Source organism: Acinetobacter sp. YH12208, assembly GCF_013418055.1.
GTDB lineage: Bacteria > Pseudomonadota > Gammaproteobacteria > Pseudomonadales > Moraxellaceae > Acinetobacter > Acinetobacter pseudolwoffii.
In genome coordinates this window covers 1-18,678 of the sequence record NZ_VPCT01000012.1, presented here as the reverse complement: position 1 = coordinate 18,678, position 18,678 = coordinate 1, and the positions used below count along the sequence as shown (strand labels likewise).

Genomic DNA, 18,678 nt, shown 5'->3' with positions numbered 1-18,678 from the left:
GGGTAAAGGAATGAGTGAAGTCGGACAGCGTGAGCGAGTCACACAAGACCGTGTCGTTCAATTATTTAAAAATGATTTGGGTTATCGTTATTTAGGAAACTTACATGACCTAAATAATAAAAATATTCGTGAGCAAGATTTAAAAGCATGGCTGAAAAAACGTGGTATCAGTGATGTGCTTATTCAAAAAGCATTTCGCCAATTAGATATAGCCTCAGCATTGGGTGAAGGTAGAAAGCTCTACTATGCTAATAAAGATGTTTATGAATTATTGCGCTACGGTGTTAAAGACAAAGAAGGGCAAGGTGAGCAGAAACAGACGGTATGGCTGATTGATTGGCAAAACCCAGAAGAAAATGATTTTGCTATTGCTGAAGAAGTGTCTGTACAGGGCGAATATAAAAAACGTCCCGATGTCGTGTTATACGTTAATGGCATTGCTTTAGGTGTGATTGAGCTTAAACGCTCTACAGTAGGGTTAACCGAGGGCATTCGACAAAATCTAGACAATCAAGATAAGAAATTCATTCGTGATTTCTTTACTACCATGCAATTGGTCATGGCGGGGAGTGATTCCCAAGGTCTACGTTATGGCACAATCGAAACGCCTGAAAAATATTATCTTGAATGGAAAGAGGAAGTCGAGAATCCATATGCGCCCAAATTGGATTTACATCTGAGTTTGATGTGCAATAAAAAACGGTTTTTACAGATAATTCATGATTTTATTGTATTTGATTCAGGTGTTAAAAAGACCTGTCGCCATAATCAGTTCTTTGGTATTGAAGCAGCAAAACAACGTATTGCTCAACGAGAAGGCGGTATTATCTGGCATACTCAAGGTTCTGGCAAAAGTCTCACCATGGTATGGTTAGCCAAATGGATTCGAGAAAACGTTATTAATAGCCGTGTTCTCATTGTCACAGACCGTACTGAACTTGATGAGCAAATTGAGAAAGTATTTAGTGGTGTTGAAGAAACGATCTATCGGACACGTAGTGGCGCAGATCTGATTCATACCCTCAACACAATTAACCCGTCACTTATTTGTTCATTAGTACATAAGTTTGGCAGGCATGTTGAAGATGAAGAAGGTGATGGGGAGTCATCGGCTGAATTTATTGAAGAAATGAAAAAAGCATTGCCTCATAATTTTAAAGCGAAGGGTGATCTTTTTGTTTTTGTCGATGAGTGTCACAGAACACAGTCTGGCAAACTCCACGAAGCAATGAAGCAGATATTACCTGAAGCCATGTTTATTGGTTTTACAGGTACACCATTGATGAAAAAGGATAAGAAAAAATCTATTGAAGTCTTTGGTTCTTATATCCATACCTATAAATTCAATGAAGCAGTAGAGGATGGTGTTGTCCTGGATATTCGCTATGAAGCAAGAGATATAGATCAGCGAGTAAAATCACCGAAAAAAGTAGATGAATGGTTCGAAGCCAAAACTCGAAAACTCTCTGCTTTAGGAAAAACTCTTCTTAAACAGAAGTGGGGCACTATGCAAAAAGTGCTCTCAAGTCGTTCAAGACAAGAGCAAATCGTTGCTGATATTTTAATGGATATGGATACTCGACCACGCCTAATGGATGGTCGAGGTAATGCGATGCTTGTGTGTTCAAGTGTCTATCAAGCATGTACAGCCTACAAATTATTTAATGACACTGATTTAAAAGGCAAAGTTGCAATTGTCACAAGCTATCAACCTACGGCAGCCAGTATCAAAGGTGAGGAATCAGGTGCAGGTTCAACTGAAAAACTTGCTAAGTATGATATCTACCGTCAGATGTTAGCTGATTATTTTGAAAAGCCAGTAGATCAAGTTGGTGGTTTGGTTGAAGAGTTTGAAAAACAAGTAAAAGAAAAATTTATTAAAGAACCAGGTCAAATGCGACTGCTGATTGTGGTTGATAAATTATTAACTGGCTTTGATGCACCATCTGCAACTTATCTCTATATTGATAAAACGATGGCAGACCATAACTTGTTTCAAGCGATTTGTCGTGTCAATCGTCTAGATTCTGACGATAAGGAATATGGCTATATTGTTGATTATAAAGATCTATTTAATTCAATTGACAAGACTATTAAAGATTATACATCGGAAGCTTTAGATGGTTATGACAAAGAAGATGTTGATGGGTTGTTGAAAGATCGTATTCAGGCTGCAAGACTCGATTTAGATACTGCTTTAGAGATGGTCAAGGCACTTTGTGAGCCTGTACCTGCACCAAGACTGAGTCAAAATTATCAGCATTATTTCTGTGGAGAGTCTGGTTTAAACTCTGAAGAAATTAAAGAGAAAGAGGCACTGCGTTTAAGTTTATATAGATCGATTAATAAGCTTTTACGTAGCTATGCCAATATCGCAAGCGAGCTGACTGATGCTGGATATACAGGGCAGGAAATTCAATCTATAGAGAAAGATGTGAAGTTCTTTGAAAACCTAAGTAAGGAAATCAAAGCTCATAGTGGTGATGCTGTCGACATGAAAGTATATGAGCCGGCAATGCGTCAATTGCTTGACATGTACATTGAAGCTGAAAGTAGTGAAGAAGTTGTTAAATTTGAAGAGTTCGGCTTAATTGATTTGGTTCTTCGAGGTGATGAGGTGTTTAAGGGGGTACCAGAGAGTATTCGTAGAAATCCAGAATCTATGGCGGAAGCAATTGAAAACAACGTTAGAAAAAAAATCGTAGAGGAAAATCCAGTCAATCCGGCCTACTATGATCAGATGTCGGTTCTGCTCGACGAAATTATTGAATTAAGACGAAAGAAAGCGATTGAATATAAAGAGTATTTAGAAAAGATTCGCGATGTTGCTAGTAAAGTCACTCGACCAACGGGTAGAACTAACTATCCAGAAGAGATTAATACAGCAGGTAAGCAAGCCCTGTATGATAACTTTGGCAAAGATATTGAGCTGACCATCAAGCTTGATCAAGCCATTCAATCTAATAAGTTGGCAGCCTGGGTCGGAGATCATGCAAAAGAAAGAATTTTACTTAGGGAGCTAAGTCATGCTTTGGAAACTAGAGATAGAGATGTTCTAATAGCATACATAGAGTTGGCTAAACTACATCAGGAATATCATTGAGCGAAACGCTGAAAATTGGTTCTATTGATATAGAAATTCATCGTAAAGATGTAAAAAATCTAAATATCACAGTACATCCTCCATTGGGGGATGTACGTGTTTCTGCACCTTTAAGTATGTCTGAAACAGCAGTGCGAATGGCAATCATTGGGCGATTAACTTGGATCAAAAAGCAACAGGCAGATTTTAATGAGCAAAGAAGACAATCTAAGCGTGAAATGATGAGTGGTGAGAGTCACTACTTATGGGGTAAACATTATCGTCTGAATGTAATAGAGCGTCATGGAAAGCATGTCATTAAGAAGCATGGTCACTGGTTGGATCTTTATGTAAGCCCTAACTCGACCGTAGAAAATCGTCGTAAAGTCATTGAAGAGTTTTACCGTAGCGAGCTAAAGATAGCTTTAGATGAATTGTTAGTTGAATGGCAAAAAAGACTACAAGTTAAAATGAATGCTTATGGCATACGTAAAATGAAAACAAAATGGGGGAGTTGTAATACTGATGCGGCTCGGACTTTATTTAATCTTGAATTAGCAAAAAAGCCTTATGAATGTTTGGAATATATTGTGGTACATGAGCTCGTGCATTTATTAGTTCGTACCCATAATGATGAGTTTAAAGCTTTAATGGATTTGCATGTGCCAGATTGGAAACAAAGAAAAGCGCTGTTAAAGGATCAGCCACTTACTGATTTTTAGCTTTAGTTCATGATTAACTAAGGTCTGTACTTTTCTATATGCAAGTACTGCAATTGGGTAATGGTTGGGTAAACGTAACAAATTTATTATAAGAATATCAGGGGGAAATTGACCTAGTTCAACTGCCACCATCTCAATCTAAAAAAAATTTAGACGATTTCCAAAGCCCCATATTTAATACAATTTGATAAGATTTAAACCCTTCCAGAACAGCCTTGGCAACCAACTGACTAAAATGTTGAGTCTTCTATAAGCTACTTATTGATTAAAAATATCGTAGTAAGCCAAATGATTTTTAACCAAAACTATCTTGAATATTAAAAAAATTAGTTAAGTCATGAATTAATTAATAATTTATAAGTTTATGAAATTATTATTATTTTAATATGTAGAGCATGCAAATATCCTTCTTAAGAACTCTCAGAATCATTAATTTATACAACTAAGGTCTAGAATTTAAATTTTATATTGACTTGGTTTAGATTAAATTATATACATTAATAATGATACGAAACGTATCATTATACGAAGAATATAAGAATGGGATGTATAAAAAATGGTAGGACTAATTGGAATAGTCTTGTCCCTAATACTGCTGATGTATCTGGCATATAAAGGATTTAGCGTAATTGTTCTGGCTCCACTGCTTGCACTGTTTGCTGTTGCTTGGAGTGGATTGAGTAATGAATTACTTGGATTTTATTCTCAAATTTTTATGACCGGCTTAGGCGGGTACATAATTAAATATTTCCCACTTTTTTTGCTAGGTGCAATATTTGGGAAGCTAATGGATGACTCTGGCTCTGCACGAACTATTGCCAATTTTTTCGTCGAAAAATTAGGGCATAAAAGAGCTATGCTTTCGATTGTGCTCTCATGTGCAATTTTAACTTATGGTGGTGTATCACTATTTGTTGTTGGTTTTGCAGTTTTCCCGATAGCATCAGCACTATTCAAAAAACTTGGAATTCCGAAAAGATTAATTCCAGCTGCAATTATGTTGGGTGCTTTAACTTTTACAATGACAGCATTACCCGGAACGCCTGCAATTCAAAATGCAATTCCAATGCCGTTTTTTAATACTGATTTATACGCTGCACCTGGCTTAGGAGTTTTATCCTCTATCTTTATTATAATTACAGGAATGTGGTGGTTAAATAAGCGTATTGCCAAAGCAGATTCTCTAAAAGAAGGTTATGGCAATCATGTTGAAATCCATAGCAATGACGGTGCATTGACCACTTCGGGTCCAAGCCTTACCATTGCTTTTGCTCCCATTTTAGTAGTAATAATTACTAACTTGGTTCTTACTAAAATAATCTTACCTTCACTCGATACAGCATATTTAGCAACTGATAAATTCGGTAATGTTTCATTAAACTCAGTTGTAGGGCTTTGGGCAATTATTTGTGCTCTGGTCTTAGCATGTTTAACTATCATTATTTTAAATTGGAAAGCGATCGTAAATATTAAAGACTCAATACAACAAGGGGTCTCATCTTCGTTCTTACCTATTTTTAATACAGCATCAGAAGTTGGTTATGGTTCAGTTATAGCATCATTGGCTGGCTTCATTATTCTACGTGATTTCTTAGTTGGTATTGCACCAGACAATCCTCTTATCTCTGAAGCTATTGTTATTAATGTACTGGCTGGGATTACAGGCTCAGCATCAGGCGGCTTAAGTATTGCTTTAAATACTATGGGGGAAACCTATAAAAATTTAGCAATAGATAATGGTATTTCATTAGAACTTATGCACAGAGTAGCCTCTATGGCGTCTGGTGCCTTAGATTCGCTTCCCCATAATGGTGCAGTAATTACCATTATCACATTATGTGGATTAACGCATAAACAATCTTATTACGACATGTTTATTGTCGCTGTTGTAATTCCACTCATTGCTTTAGCAGGGGTAATTACCCTCGGAACTATGTTCGGATCATTCTAGAAAGTTAATTACTTCAATAATTTATGGTGAATTTAAAATGTCTCATTCAATTAACCTTCCACGAATTATGCAAGTCGGGAAAAATGCTAGAAGTCATCTTCCTGAGATTTTGAATAGCTTAGGAGCGAAAAGACCATTAATCATCACTGATAAAATGATGGTTTCACTGGGATATATTGATCAGATTCAAAATTTACTTAAGGCAGAAAACATCGAGAGTGACTATTTTGATGAAACGATTCCTGAGCCGACTTCAGCTTCAATTGAAGCTGGAGTGAATCATGTCAAAACGCACCAATATGATGCCATTATTGCTGTAGGTGGCGGAAGCCCTATCGACAGTGCTAAGGCTATCAGTATTTTAAGTAAGTTTGGGGGAGAGATAAGAGATTATAAATTTCCCAGACAGGTCAACGAGATCGGACTGCCAATTATTGCAATCCCAACTACAGCGGGAACAGGTTCTGAATGTACTCGTTTTACAATCATTACTGATGATAAGACCAGTGAAAAAATGCTTTGTGCTGGGCTTGGATTCTTACCCATTGCAGCAATTATCGACTATGAGTTAACGATGTCTTTACCTGCTAGAACTACGGCAGATACTGGGATTGATGCACTAACACATGCAATTGAAGCATATGTTAGTAAAAAAGCAAGTCCATATAGTGATGCCCAAGCAATTGCAGCGATGAAACTAATCGGACCTAACTTACAAATTGCTTATCATGAGCCGGGTAATGAATCTGCACGTGAAAAGATGATGCTTGGTTCCACATTTGCAGGCATTGCATTTTCAAATGCTTCTGTTGCATTGGTTCATGGGATGAGTCGACCGATCGGTGCTTTTTTCCATGTACCTCATGGCCTATCGAATGCAATGTTACTTCCTATGATTACTGAGTTTTCAATACAAGCTGCACCTGAACGTTATGCAGACTGTGCAAAAGCAATGGGTGTTGCACATATTGATGATTCCCATGAAGTCGCAAATCAAAAGCTAGTACAAGCATTGGCTGAAATTAATAAAGATTTAAAAGTTCCAACTCTGGCTGAGTTCGGGGTGGATAGAAAATATTTTGATGAAGTTGTACAAACAATGGCTGAGCAGGCAATAGCATCTGGCTCTCCATCTAATAACCCAATAACTCCTACAATTGCTGAAATGATTTCGCTCTATAAGCAATTGTGGTAATGCATTTTTCAATTAGCTTTAATTATTTTTTATATAAAGAGGACAGATTCACATGGAATTGATCGGACATTTTATTAACGGCGTATTGAATACCAATCATACAAGAACGCAGCCTGTTTACAATCCATCAACAGGTGAACAAAGTAAAGAAGTAGGGCTAGCCGGTAAAGCAACCGTTGAAGAAGCTATTTCTGCTGCCGAAGCTGCTTTTCCTGAATGGCGTAATACTCCTGTCATTAAACGCGCCCGCGTCATGTTTAAATTCAAAGAACTTCTTGAGGACAATGCTGAAAAAATTTGCAAACTTATTGGCGAAGAACACGGAAAAATTGTGCATGATGCTGCCGGTGAATTACAGCGTGGTATTGAAAATGTTGAGTATGCTTGCAGTGCCCCTGAATTTTTAAAAGGTGAATTCAGTAAAAACGTAGGTCCAAGTATCGATTCATGGAGTGAGTTCCAGCCTTTAGGTGTCGTTGCAGGTATTACTCCATTTAATTTCCCAGTCATGGTTCCACTTTGGATGTTCCCGATGGCAATTGTTTGTGGAAATACTTTTGTTCTTAAACCATCTGAGCGTGATCCATCATCAACTTTGTATATTGCACAATTACTGAAAGAAGCTGGTCTACCTGATGGCGTACTAAATGTTGTAAATGGAGATAAAGAGGCTGTTGATACCTTACTTTTAGATTCTCGAGTACAGGCTATAAGCTTCGTTGGCTCGACACCGATAGCTGAATATATTTATAAGACAGCAACTGCTACTGGGAAAAGATGCCAAGCACTTGGCGGTGCAAAAAACCATGCGATTGTTATGCCTGATGCTGATATTGATAATGTAGTAAGCTCTTTATTAGGTGCTGCTTTTGGTTCATCAGGTGAGCGTTGTATGGCTCTTTCAGTCGCTGTTGCCGTAGGTGATGATGTTGCTGATTTGATGATTTCTAAGCTCTCTGAAGCTATGGCATCGTTAAAATATGGGGCATATTCAGAAAAAGAAAATGATTTCGGTCCTGTGATTACAGCCCAGCATAAAGCTAAAGTTGTGGGTTATATCAACAGTGCAGAAGAGCAAGGTGCAACGATTGTTGTTGATGGTCGAGATGCAGCTCCAGTTGGTTACGAAAAGGGATTCTATGTGGGAGCCACGCTAATCGATCAAGTGACTCCTGAAATGACTAGTTATAAAGAAGAAATTTTCGGTCCTGTACTACAGGTTATACGTGTAAAAACCATGCAAGAAGCTATGAATCTGATTGATGATCATGAATACGGCAATGGTACTTGTATTTATACACGTGATGGGGAAGCAGCTCGTTACTTCAGTGACAATATTAAGGTCGGAATGGTAGGAATTAATATCCCATTGCCAGTCCCTGTGGCTTATCATAGTTTTGGTGGCTGGAAGCGCTCATTATTTGGTGATTTAAATGCTTATGGTCCAGATGGTGCACGTTTTTACACCCGTCGTAAAACGATTACACAACGTTGGCCAACCGCTAATGTTCGTGAGGGTGCTCAATTCTCAATGCCAACGCTGAACTAATGTTTTTATGCTGAACAAAAAGCAAGTCATCATGACTTGCTTTTTTAATCAATATTAATCAATTTACTTAAATCGTTCGCAGCCTGACGTAGTACCGATTCAAAACTTAATAAATCATCAAGAGATTTTCGTATCGTTGGGGCATGGACATATAAGCATGCAATGATTGTATCTCCCTTGTGGATGGGAACAGAGCATGCGACCATTCCTGAAATAAACTCTTCATTATCAGTTCCAAGTTTATTTAAGAAAATATGATTCAAATTTTCTTCAAGCATCACAGGATCAGTAATAGTATTTTTAGTAAGCTGTGTAATAGGAAGGTGTTCTATTATATTTTTTCTTCGACTTTCCGGTTGAAAACTTAAAAAAAGTTTTCCACTAGATGTACACCATAATGGTACGGTAGATCCAATAGGTAAGTACACTTGTAATGGCCAATTTGCTTGTACTCGATCTGTATAAAGCATTTGATTATTATTAAGGATGGCAATTCCACAAGTTTCATTAGTTTGATCTGATAGTTTTTGCAGAATTGCTAGTCTTTCTATTTTTTTAGGTTCTTGCTCCCAAGCGCTCATTAGCAACTTGTAAGTCCTATCACCTACAATATAACCACCGTAAATATCTAATTTAATGAATTTTTCTTGCTCCAAAGTTTGAAGTAAACGATGGATACTTGGTTTTGGAATATCTAGCTCAATAGAAAGGTCCAAAGGTGTGGGAGGATGCTTTGCGGTTGAGATAGCCTCAATAATATCTAAAACTCTGGTAATTGATGAGCCTTTCTTATTCATATCGAAAACCTAGTATAATCAAGTGCATATGCAGGAAAAACCTAAAATAATTAGTTCTACGAAAATTAGAGATAAAGTATAAGTTTCTTTACTAGAAGAATTTTAAGTCCATAGTCATCATTAAGTCATGAGAGTTATAATATTATTATCATTAAATAAATAGCTATAGAATAACTATATTCCTAAAACCACCTGATAAGGTTTAAACCCTTCTAATACAGCATCCGAAACCAATTGAATAAAAGCTTCAGTTTTTCCGTAAGCCATCCACTGATCAAGAGCTTCATAATAAGCCAAACGATTTTCAACTGTGATGACACAAGGTGGATAACCAGCTTTAATCAATTCGAGGTTCATCAATAGACGTGATGTACGGCCATTGCCATCAATGAATGGATGGATACCTGCAAAATCAGCATGTACTTTGGCTGCACGTTCAATTGGATGCAGCTTATGTGCTTCACTATTATACCAGTCTACGAATTGAGCCATCTTGTCATTTAATAACGTGTAATCAGGCGGGGTAGACGTCGCACCTGATATCAGGACATTTTGCTGACGATAACGTCCAGCATTATCATCATCAATATTCTTTAAGATAAGCTGATGGATATTACGAATTTGCCATTCAGAAAAAGGCTCCTCTTTCCGAATGATATCTTCAACATAGTAAATTGCATTTCTATGGTTGATCGCTTCGAAGTGTTCTCTTAATGCCTTTCCACCAACAGTAATACCTTCGAGTACTACTTTTGTTTCTAGCAGGGTGAGGGTATTACCTTCAATTGCATTGGAATGATAGGTCCAGCGGACAATAAGATCTTCTTGTAAATTTTTGACAATTGACGGAGAGAGAGGGCGATGTTGATCTAATTTTTTCTTTAAATCATCAATAGTTTCAAACATAACCTTATCCCTGAATTTGTCTTAGTCGATCATACATGAAAAAAGAAAGATCAGAAATGTAGTGATATATCATTACATTTTGTATTGATTGTAAATGGTTACATGTGTCTAGAATTTTGGTGGCTATTCAAAAATATGTAGCTAATAAAAAACTGCCATCATACCGAAGTTTTCATATGGGATTACTTTGTATGATTTCGTCGTACCTTGAAGTTCTTGTGTCTATCTATTGTTATTCTTACTTGAAATTGATGTGAGCTTATAGAGACAAGGTAAATTTGCAAAAGTGCCGGCTATTCAGTGTTCATTGAATGTTTAATTTAATTTATTAAGCTTGACCTTGGAGTAGCTCTAAGCCTTATACTTGGTACAAATTTTTCGATTGTTATGATGATGCGTTCTACTACATGGATTACAGTCTTGGTTGGATTGTTCATGTTCCAAAGCTTTTGGAATGTGGCGGCGGCCTTTTGTGTCCATGAACAACAGCCTCAATCACAGCAGAGTTATCATTTTGGTCATCACCAAAATACCTTGTGTGCCAGCGATAGTCGTCAACACGATCATAATGGACAGTCAGAAAACATAAAAACATTCAGTAGCGATTTAGAAATCGGTGAAGATCATCAAGATCATCTACCATCGATGACGCATTTGATTGTACAAAATGAAAAAGTAGATGTGTTTCATCCAAGCTCTGAAGTTAAAGTGAATCCACAATTTCATTGGAAAAACAGCTATCAGGCTCCTGACCTGTTTCAACAAAGCCCACCTCCCGAATTTTCCCCGCTCATGGTGGGGTAGCCTAAAACATTCCCACCACTTTTATTATTTAAATAAGTGGGAAAAATCATGTCTTCACAATCAATTATACTCTTGCGTCATAGCTTGGTTGCTTGTATATGTGCAGCGGCTATGCAATATAGCTATGCTGAAAACGTTACCAGCTTTGAATCCGCTTTAGCAAAAGTACAAAGTTACCAGACTCAAGACAAGCTGTGGCAACAAGTTCAGCAAATATCTGAATTGAATATTCAGCAAAGTCGGTTATGGCAGAATCCAAGTATAAGTTTAGAACAGTCTGGCTTTGGCTCAGGTCAAGAACAGGAATTCAATGTTGGCGTTAGTCAACCTCTAGATCTATTTGGTCAGCGTAAGCTGAACCGGGTGATTGCCAATACCTCGAATCAACAAATCCAATTGCAACAGCAATTATGGAAGGCACAAAGCCAACTGATTGTTAAATTTGCATGGTCGCAATTTGCACTTGCTGAGGTTGAGCAGTCTGCTTATTCAGTACAGTTAAAAACAAGTAAAGCCAATCTGGACAGTGCCCAGAAACGCTATCAGGCAGGCAGTATTGCCCTGGTTGATTTTGAGCGTACCCAAATTGAAGCGCTAGAAATCCAACGACTTTATCAGCAAGCGATGCTGAATAAACAAGCTGCCGGTCGTCAGCTGTCTAATTTGTGGGGGGGAGAAACATCTTCACATCTTCAATTGAATAAAACCGCTATCCCTTGGCCAGAGCAAAGTCTCCAAACTGTGCAACGGTATATTGCTGAAGGGTGGCTAGAAAAATTCTATGCCTTGAACATTCAGCAATCGGATCATCAAATTGAAAATTTAAGAATTCAGGCACGTCCCAATCCGACTTTAAATGTAGGCATGAAACGTAGCAAAACCCCTAATGAAAGCAACGATACGACTTTAGCAATCGGCGTGGCTATTCCACTGAATATTTTCAATCGCCAGCAATATGCGATCCCGATGGTCCAGCAACAGCAAATATTGCTGAACCAACAGCAGCAGCGTGAGCTGAAGCAACAAATACTCGATATTGCCAACAGCATGCAACAGCTCAAAGGTTTACGTAGCCAGTTCGATGCCACAACAGCACAAGTTACTTTGGCGACCAAAGTTCAGAGCCGTACTTTACAAGGGTTTCAGGCAGGGAAACTGTCCATTACCGACGTTCAGCAAGCAACCACCCAACTGCAGAATCTTCGATTGGGTCAATTACAAATTCTACGTCAAGCTTGGCAAACTGCCCTAGCAGCTGAGGCACTCAGTATTGGCACAAGTTATGAAGAAATTAGCCGTTCGGATGCCTATACACAACTGAATAAAAAGGCAGTCGAAGCATCGCAAAATTTAATCAATGGGGGAGCACGATAAAATGAACGCCAAGCAAAACGGAAAAATATCCCAGTCTCTCATGATTGTAGTTTTGATTCTGATTACGGTCTTGGTCAGTCTGGCTATTTGGTTAAGTTCAAAAAAAACTGAATCTGAGGGGCATGGTCATGATGAGGGAAATGCCGAACATTCTGATGAAGATAGTTCTGAAGAAGGACATGCTGAAGAAGGCGAAATACAACTGACCAGCCAACAAATGGTTGAACAAGGTTTAAAAGTTGCTGTTGCATCCACAGGATTGGTTGAAAAGCTGACAACCCTGCCAGGTAAATTGGTGGTGAATACCGATCAACAAGCGCATATATCGCCTAATTTTAGTGGTCATGTTGAGCAAGTTAATGTTGCTCTTGGTCAGTATGTGGAACGTGGTCAAACGCTTGCAGTACTTTCCATCCCTGAATTAATTGATCAACAAGCGAATTTGAGCATTGCGCAGTCAAGTTTGCGTTTGGCACAGCAAGAATACCAACGAGAACAACAGCTTTGGTCACAAGGTATTTCGGCAAAACAAGATTTGCAGCGTGCTGAAAATACCTATCGCCAAGCCCAAATTACAGTGCAATCTCAGCAAGCCCGTCTACACGCTCTAGGTTCAACTGGGCAAAATGGACGTTTTGTTATTCGCGCACCCATTCCAGGCATGATCAGTCAAAAAGACATTGTGGTAGGTGAAAATGTCCAACTGGCGGATCAGCTTTTTGTGATTGAAAATCTAAAAGACCTTTGGTTGGAATTTAATCTACCAAATACCTCAAATATTCATCTTCAAGCAGGGCAAATTTTAAACTTTAAAACCAATGGTTCTGATCAAAATTACCAAGCAAAAGTACAAACGCTGAATTCACAGGCAGATTTACAAACTGGACGTTTACAAGTGCGTGCCAAAGTCACCACACAAGCGGATGTACTGCGTCCAAATGTTTTGGTAAATGTTTTTGTGACTGATGCACAAGCAAAAACAGCGTTAAGAGTCCAGAAAAAAGCCTTACAGCAGGTTGAAGGAAAACCTGTGGTATTTGTGATTGAGTCTGAAGAAAAGGGACTGGTTCATCTTAAAGCACAGCTAATAGAAGTGGGCGTGAGCAGTCAGGATGGGCAATGGCTAGAAGTCATTTCTGGATTAACTGAAGGGCAGAAATACATTGCGGATGGCAGTTTTCTATTAAAGTCTGAATTAGAAAAAGATGAGGCCGGTCATGAGCATTAATCAAGATTTACCTCGTCCTGAAGGATTATTTGAGCGTATTATTCAGTTTGCAATTCAAAATGCTATTTGGGTGATGCTGTTTGTCTGCACATGGATTGCAGTGGGTATTTATAGTTATCAGAAGTTGCCGATTGATGCTGTTCCTGACATTACCAATACCCAAGTACAGATCAATACCCAAGCCAATGGTTTTACAGCACTTGAAGTAGAACAACGGATTACCTATCCGATTGAAAATGCCATGGCGGGTATTCCAGATTTGGAGCTAACACGTTCAATCTCCCGCTATGGATTATCCCAAGTCACTGTTGTATTTAAAGATGGAACTGATATCTATTGGGCACGTCAACAAATTAACCAGCGTGTACAAGAAGCGCAAGCTGATTTACCTGCACAAGTTTCACCCACAATGTCACCTGTATCTACTGGCTTAGGTGAAATTTATCAGTGGGTGCTTACAGCCGAACCGAATGCGAAAAAAGTAGATGGTTCTACTTATACAGCGATGGATTTAAGAGAAATTCAGGATTGGATTGTTCGACCGCAACTGCAACGAGTTAAAGGTGTTGCTGAGGTTAATAGTATTGGTGGCTATAATAAAACCTATCTCGTTTCGCCCGATCTTAGTCGCATGCAGCAGTTGAATATTGGTTTAGATCAATTACAGCAAGCATTGACACTGAATAATGAAAATCGTGGTGCAGGGTTCATTGAGGAAAATGGTCAGCAACTCACGGTTCGTGTGCCGGGTACCTTGAATAATATCAGTGATATTGAAAACACCATGATTGCAAGTCCGAACGGTAGTCCAATCCGTGTGGGTGATATTGCTCAAGTCTCCATTGGTCATGAATTAAGAACAGGTGGTGCAACCTATAACGGTGTGGAAACGGTACTTGGGATTGCCATGATGGCGATGGGCGAAAATAGCCGTACGGTATCAAAATCGGTAGATGCTAAGATCCAAGAGGTTCAGAAAAGCTTACCCAAAGGGGTTAAAATTGAAACTGTTTATGACCGCACCAGTTTGGTCGAAAAGGCGATTAAAACGGTACAAAAAAACCTGATTGAAGGCGCCATTTTGGTCATCGTCATTCTGTTTTTATTTCTCGGGAATATTCGTGCAGCCTTAATTACAGCCTGTGTGATCCCATTGTCGATGCTATTCACACTCACAGGCATGGCGCAAAAAAATATCAGTGCCAATCTCATGAGTTTAGGTGCTTTAGATTTTGGGATTATTGTCGATGGGGCGGTGGTGATTGTTGAAAACTGTATTCGTCGTTTGGCGCATACTCAGCAACAGTTAAAGCGACAATTAACTCAACAAGAGCGTTTTAAAGAGGTTTTTTTAGCCGCACGCCAAGCTCGACGTCCCTTGATTTTTGGGCAATTGATCATTTTAGTGGTGTATTTTCCGATTTTTGCTTTAAGTGGTGTGGAAGCAAAAATGTTCCATCCGATGGCATTGACAGTGGTACTCGCCCTTGTTGCAGCTATTATTTTATCGATCACATTTGTGCCTGCTGCGGTGGCATTGTGGGTCAAAGGCGATATTCAAGAAAAAGAAAGTCGTTGGATGTTATGGCTAAAAGCTAAATATCAGCAAACTCTTGATATTTCGTATCAATACAAAGCAGTTGTGCTGACTTTTGCACTGTGTTTATTAGTGATTACGGGATTTATCAGTACCAAACTCGGCAGTGAATTTGCACCACAGCTCAGTGAAGGAGACTTTGCGGTACAACAGTTGCGTTCACCAAGTACAGGCTTAGAAGAGTCTTTACGTATTCAGGAGAATACTGAAAAACTTCTTTTAAAGAGTTTCCCTGAAATTAAGGCAGTATTTGCCAGAACGGGTACAGCCGAGGTTGCAACAGATGTCATGCCACCCAATATTTCAGATGGCTATATCATGTTAAAGCCTCGTTCAGAATGGCCAAATCCTAAAGAAAGTTTAGATGAATTACGTGGCCGTATGGTGACGTATTTAGCCACGATTCCAGGCAATAATAGTGAATTTTCACAACCGATTGAACTCCGATTTAATGAATTGATCTCAGGTGTGCGTAGTGATGTTGGTGTGAAAATCTTCGGTGATGATATGGATGTCCTCAATACTGAGGCGACTAAAATCTCCAAAATCATTCAGCAAATATCGGGTAGCAGTGCCGTGAAAGTTGAGCAGACCTCAGGTTTGCCATTACTAAATGTCGAGGTAAATAAAACTTTGGCTGCACAATATGGTTTGAGTGTGCGTTCAATTCAAGACCTTGTGGCAACCAGTATTGGTGGTCAAAATGTGGGTGAAATCTTAGAAGGTGATCGACGTTTTGATTTTGAAATTAGATTAACTGATCAAGATCGAAATACATCAACAGTTGCTCAGTTGCCGATTCAGCTTCCTAGTGGAGGGCAAATTGTCTTAGCCGATGTTGCGACAGTCAGTCTAATCGAAGGTGTGAACCAAGTTAGCCGTGAAAATGGTAAACGTCGTATTATTGTGACAACGAATGTTGAAGGACGTGATCTGGGTTCTTTTGTTACTGAGCTCCAAAAACAGTTAAAAGACTATGATCTGCCAAGTGGGTATTGGATTGAATATGGGGGGCAATTTGAAAATTTAGCTTCAGCTCAATCACGTATGCAAATTGTGATTCCACTCGCTTTGCTGACTATTTTTATTTTGCTCATGGCGGTTTTCCATAACATGAAGGAAAGTCTACTTGTTTTCACAGGCGTACCATTCGCTTTAACGGGTGGTGTTTTATTCCTTTGGTTACGTGATATTCCATTATCGATGTCAGCGGGTATTGGCTTTATTGCACTGTCAGGTGTTGCTGTACTGAATGGTCTTGTGATGCTGACTTTTATCAAAGAGCTGAGAGATGAATACAGTTTAGATGAAGCCGTCTGGAAAGGGGCAATTTTGCGTCTACGTCCTGTGCTGATGACGGCTTGTGTCGCTTCACTTGGTTTTGTGCCCATGGCACTTGCCACTGGAACAGGTGCAGAAGTACAACGACCTTTGGCGACGGTAGTGATTGGAGGCATTATTTCATCCACCATGCTCACCCTTGTATTGCTTCCTATTTTATATCGCTGGATCAATACTGATCAGGACAATAAGCTACTACAAACGGAAACCTATTAAGTATAAATATATTCAAGGTAATGCTTCGGCTTACCTTGAATAATCAATAATAAGGAGAGCACTATGAGTAGCTCAAATCAACATGACCACAGTCATTTTGAAGCATCGGAAAAAAATGCCAAAAAACTCTATTTCGCTTTAGCATTAACCACCACATTTTTGATTATTGAAGTCATCGCTGCGTTTATGACGCAAAGTTTGGCGCTGTTATCCGATGCTGCGCACATGCTGACAGATGCTGCTGCACTTGCGATTGCATTAGTGGCAATTAAAATCGGACAAAAACCTGCAGATGATAAGCGTACATTTGGTTATCAACGCTTTGAAATTCTGGCTGCATTATTTAATGCACTGATGTTATTTGTTGTTGCTCTCTATATTTTATTTGAAGCCTATCAGCGCTTTGAGAATCCACCTGAAATTCAAAGTATCGGGATGTTGGTTGTGGCAATACTCGGACTGATCATCAATCTCATCTCAATGAAAATCTTGCTCTCGAGTAGCAAAGAGAGTCTCAATATTAAAGGTGCTTATTTAGAGGTGCTTAGTGATGCTTTAGGTTCAGTCGGGGTCATCATTGGTGCACTAATCATCTATTTCACGGGATGGATGTGGATTGATACGCTGATTGCAGTATTGATTGGGTTTTGGGTACTTCCAAGAACTTGGATATTATTGAAACAAAGTATCCATATATTGTTAGAAGGTGTTCCTGAAGAAATTGATATTGAGAAGTTAAGATCAGATTTATTAATGTTAGAAGGGGTTCAAAGTATTCATGAGTTAAAAGTTTGGGCGATTACGTCAAGAAAGGTGGTTTTGACCGTGCATTTGGTTGCACCTGATGTGGATCAAAAAAAATTATACGATCAGGCTTTTCATATACTTCATGAACGGCATCATATCAGTGATATGACACTACAAATTGAAGATGATAATTGGCATAAGCACCAGCATGCTAAGTAACAAAAACGTAGTCGTAATTACAAAGGTAATTGATAATATAGGTCAATTTTGTAAAACAATGTAGCGATGATTTTTTGTATAGCTAAGTTGAAGGATTTTTTGAACCATTTAGTGGAAAAAATTTTGCTAGTGATCAAGCTACCGCTCAAGTCAGCGATCAAGTTAAGCGCCTAATTGAAACGATGGAACACAAGGAATAGAGCCTTAGCGAACTTATGTCATTATTAGCTTTATCGCATCTTGCAACGTTCAAAAAAAATATTTAAGTCCTGCATTAGAGGCTAGATTAATTGAACGAATAATTCCTGATAAACCAAGAGCTCTAAGCAGAAATACAAATTGAAAAAAAGATGGCCTATAGAAAATACTGAGTAGTAAATAAAAGCAATGTTATAACATTGCTTTTGATCTTCAGTCTTTACGTGTTAAAATGTGTACACCAGTTCTAATCCTGAATTTGGATTTGAACAAGATTTTAAAGTGATTCAATACACTAAATCTAATTTGGGTCAAAATTGGGTCAATGAATATTTATATTTGTAAAATTATGTTTAAAATGAATGGGTTGGGTTTTGAGTTCAATTGACGCCACCTCCACCAAATTCTTAAATTCACATGACGTTATATAATGACTTATGAATTGGAAAGCCCAGATCTATAAAGGATTCAGGGCTTTTTTACGGGTACTTATAACGAATTATAAATATCTACAGCATTGCTTATCATGTATCACACTTTGTGTCATTCAATAATTATTGAAACCGCAGTGATACAAAAATGAAAAGATCCGATATTAAAAAGTGGCCGCTATCAGATACCATATTAGGGCGTGTCATCAATTAAGCCAAATGATTGTTGAAGCCAGGTAGATCGCTGATAAGAAGTTTTGAGCCAATTTATCATAGCGTGTGGCAATAGCACGATACTGCTTGAGCTTGGCAAAAAAGTTC

The 18,678-nt window shown here is 38.5% G+C and carries 13 protein-coding genes and 1 pseudogene; 11 read left to right on the top strand and 3 right to left on the bottom strand.

Annotated features, from left to right (window positions below):
• The first annotated feature begins 10 nt into the window (after positions 1 to 10).
• The 5 genes from FTU95_RS11375 (at position 11) to FTU95_RS11355 (ending at position 8,499) form a co-directional block, all read left to right on the top strand.
• Positions 11 to 3,103: a type I restriction endonuclease subunit R gene (locus tag FTU95_RS11375; RefSeq protein ID WP_100534460.1), complete on the top strand. Its 3,093-nt coding sequence runs from the start codon at positions 11 to 13 to the stop codon at positions 3,101 to 3,103.
• On the top strand, positions 3,100 to 3,804 hold the full coding sequence (locus tag FTU95_RS11370) for a M48 family metallopeptidase (protein WP_100534459.1): 705 nt from the start codon (positions 3,100 to 3,102) through the stop codon (positions 3,802 to 3,804). Before FTU95_RS11375 ends, FTU95_RS11370 begins: the two co-directional genes overlap by 4 nt.
• A 556-nt stretch (positions 3,805 to 4,360) precedes the next feature.
• Positions 4,361 to 5,755, top strand: coding sequence for a GntP family permease (locus FTU95_RS11365; RefSeq protein WP_005400066.1), 1,395 nt, complete (start codon positions 4,361 to 4,363; stop codon positions 5,753 to 5,755).
• A 37-nt stretch (positions 5,756 to 5,792) separates the two neighbouring features.
• Positions 5,793 to 6,950 (top strand): iron-containing alcohol dehydrogenase, encoded by a 1,158-nt coding sequence (locus FTU95_RS11360; protein WP_005400065.1) that lies wholly within the window; start codon positions 5,793 to 5,795, stop codon positions 6,948 to 6,950.
• A 52-nt stretch (positions 6,951 to 7,002) separates the two neighbouring features.
• Entirely contained in the window at positions 7,003 to 8,499 is a 1,497-nt protein-coding gene (locus FTU95_RS11355; RefSeq protein ID WP_005400064.1) for a CoA-acylating methylmalonate-semialdehyde dehydrogenase, read from the top strand.
• A 44-nt stretch (positions 8,500 to 8,543) separates the two neighbouring features.
• On the opposite strand, the gene FTU95_RS11350 is transcribed toward FTU95_RS11355, so the two are convergent.
• Positions 8,544 to 9,296, bottom strand: coding sequence for an IclR family transcriptional regulator (locus FTU95_RS11350; protein ID WP_100534458.1), 753 nt, complete (start codon positions 9,294 to 9,296; stop codon positions 8,544 to 8,546).
• A 174-nt stretch (positions 9,297 to 9,470) separates the two neighbouring features.
• Positions 9,471 to 10,202, bottom strand: a complete 732-nt coding sequence (locus tag FTU95_RS11345; RefSeq protein ID WP_100534457.1) for a Fic family protein — start codon at positions 10,200 to 10,202, stop codon at positions 9,471 to 9,473.
• Between the two features lie 387 nt (positions 10,203 to 10,589).
• Between FTU95_RS11345 and FTU95_RS11340 the strand changes: the two genes are divergently transcribed.
• The 6 genes and pseudogenes from FTU95_RS11340 to FTU95_RS15110 form a co-directional block, all read left to right on the top strand.
• Positions 10,590 to 11,006, top strand: coding sequence for a cation efflux protein, CzcI-like (locus FTU95_RS11340; RefSeq protein WP_227591103.1), 417 nt, complete (start codon positions 10,590 to 10,592; stop codon positions 11,004 to 11,006).
• Between the two features lie 48 nt (positions 11,007 to 11,054).
• Positions 11,055 to 12,380, top strand: a complete 1,326-nt coding sequence (locus FTU95_RS11335) for a TolC family protein (RefSeq protein ID WP_005096108.1) — start codon at positions 11,055 to 11,057, stop codon at positions 12,378 to 12,380.
• Position 12,381: 1 nt separating this feature from the next.
• Entirely contained in the window at positions 12,382 to 13,608 is a 1,227-nt protein-coding gene (locus tag FTU95_RS11330; RefSeq protein WP_005096109.1) for an efflux RND transporter periplasmic adaptor subunit, read from the top strand.
• Positions 13,598 to 16,762 (top strand): efflux RND transporter permease subunit, encoded by a 3,165-nt coding sequence (locus FTU95_RS11325; protein WP_100534456.1) that lies wholly within the window; start codon positions 13,598 to 13,600, stop codon positions 16,760 to 16,762. The genes FTU95_RS11330 and FTU95_RS11325 overlap by 11 nt, the downstream gene beginning before the upstream one ends.
• 63 nt (positions 16,763 to 16,825) lie before the next feature.
• The gene (locus FTU95_RS11320; protein ID WP_005096111.1) at positions 16,826 to 17,728 is read left to right on the top strand and encodes a cation diffusion facilitator family transporter; all 903 of its coding nucleotides are present in this window, start codon (positions 16,826 to 16,828) and stop codon (positions 17,726 to 17,728) included.
• 125 nt (positions 17,729 to 17,853) lie between these two features.
• A pseudogene (locus FTU95_RS15110) lies at positions 17,854 to 18,103 on the top strand (Fic family protein); the annotation flags it as partial.
• Between the two features lie 460 nt (positions 18,104 to 18,563).
• Here FTU95_RS15110 and FTU95_RS11315 read toward each other — a convergent pair.
• Positions 18,564 to 18,678: transposase (locus tag FTU95_RS11315; RefSeq protein ID WP_180050720.1), on the bottom strand; the 115-nt coding region annotated here is incomplete at its 5' end.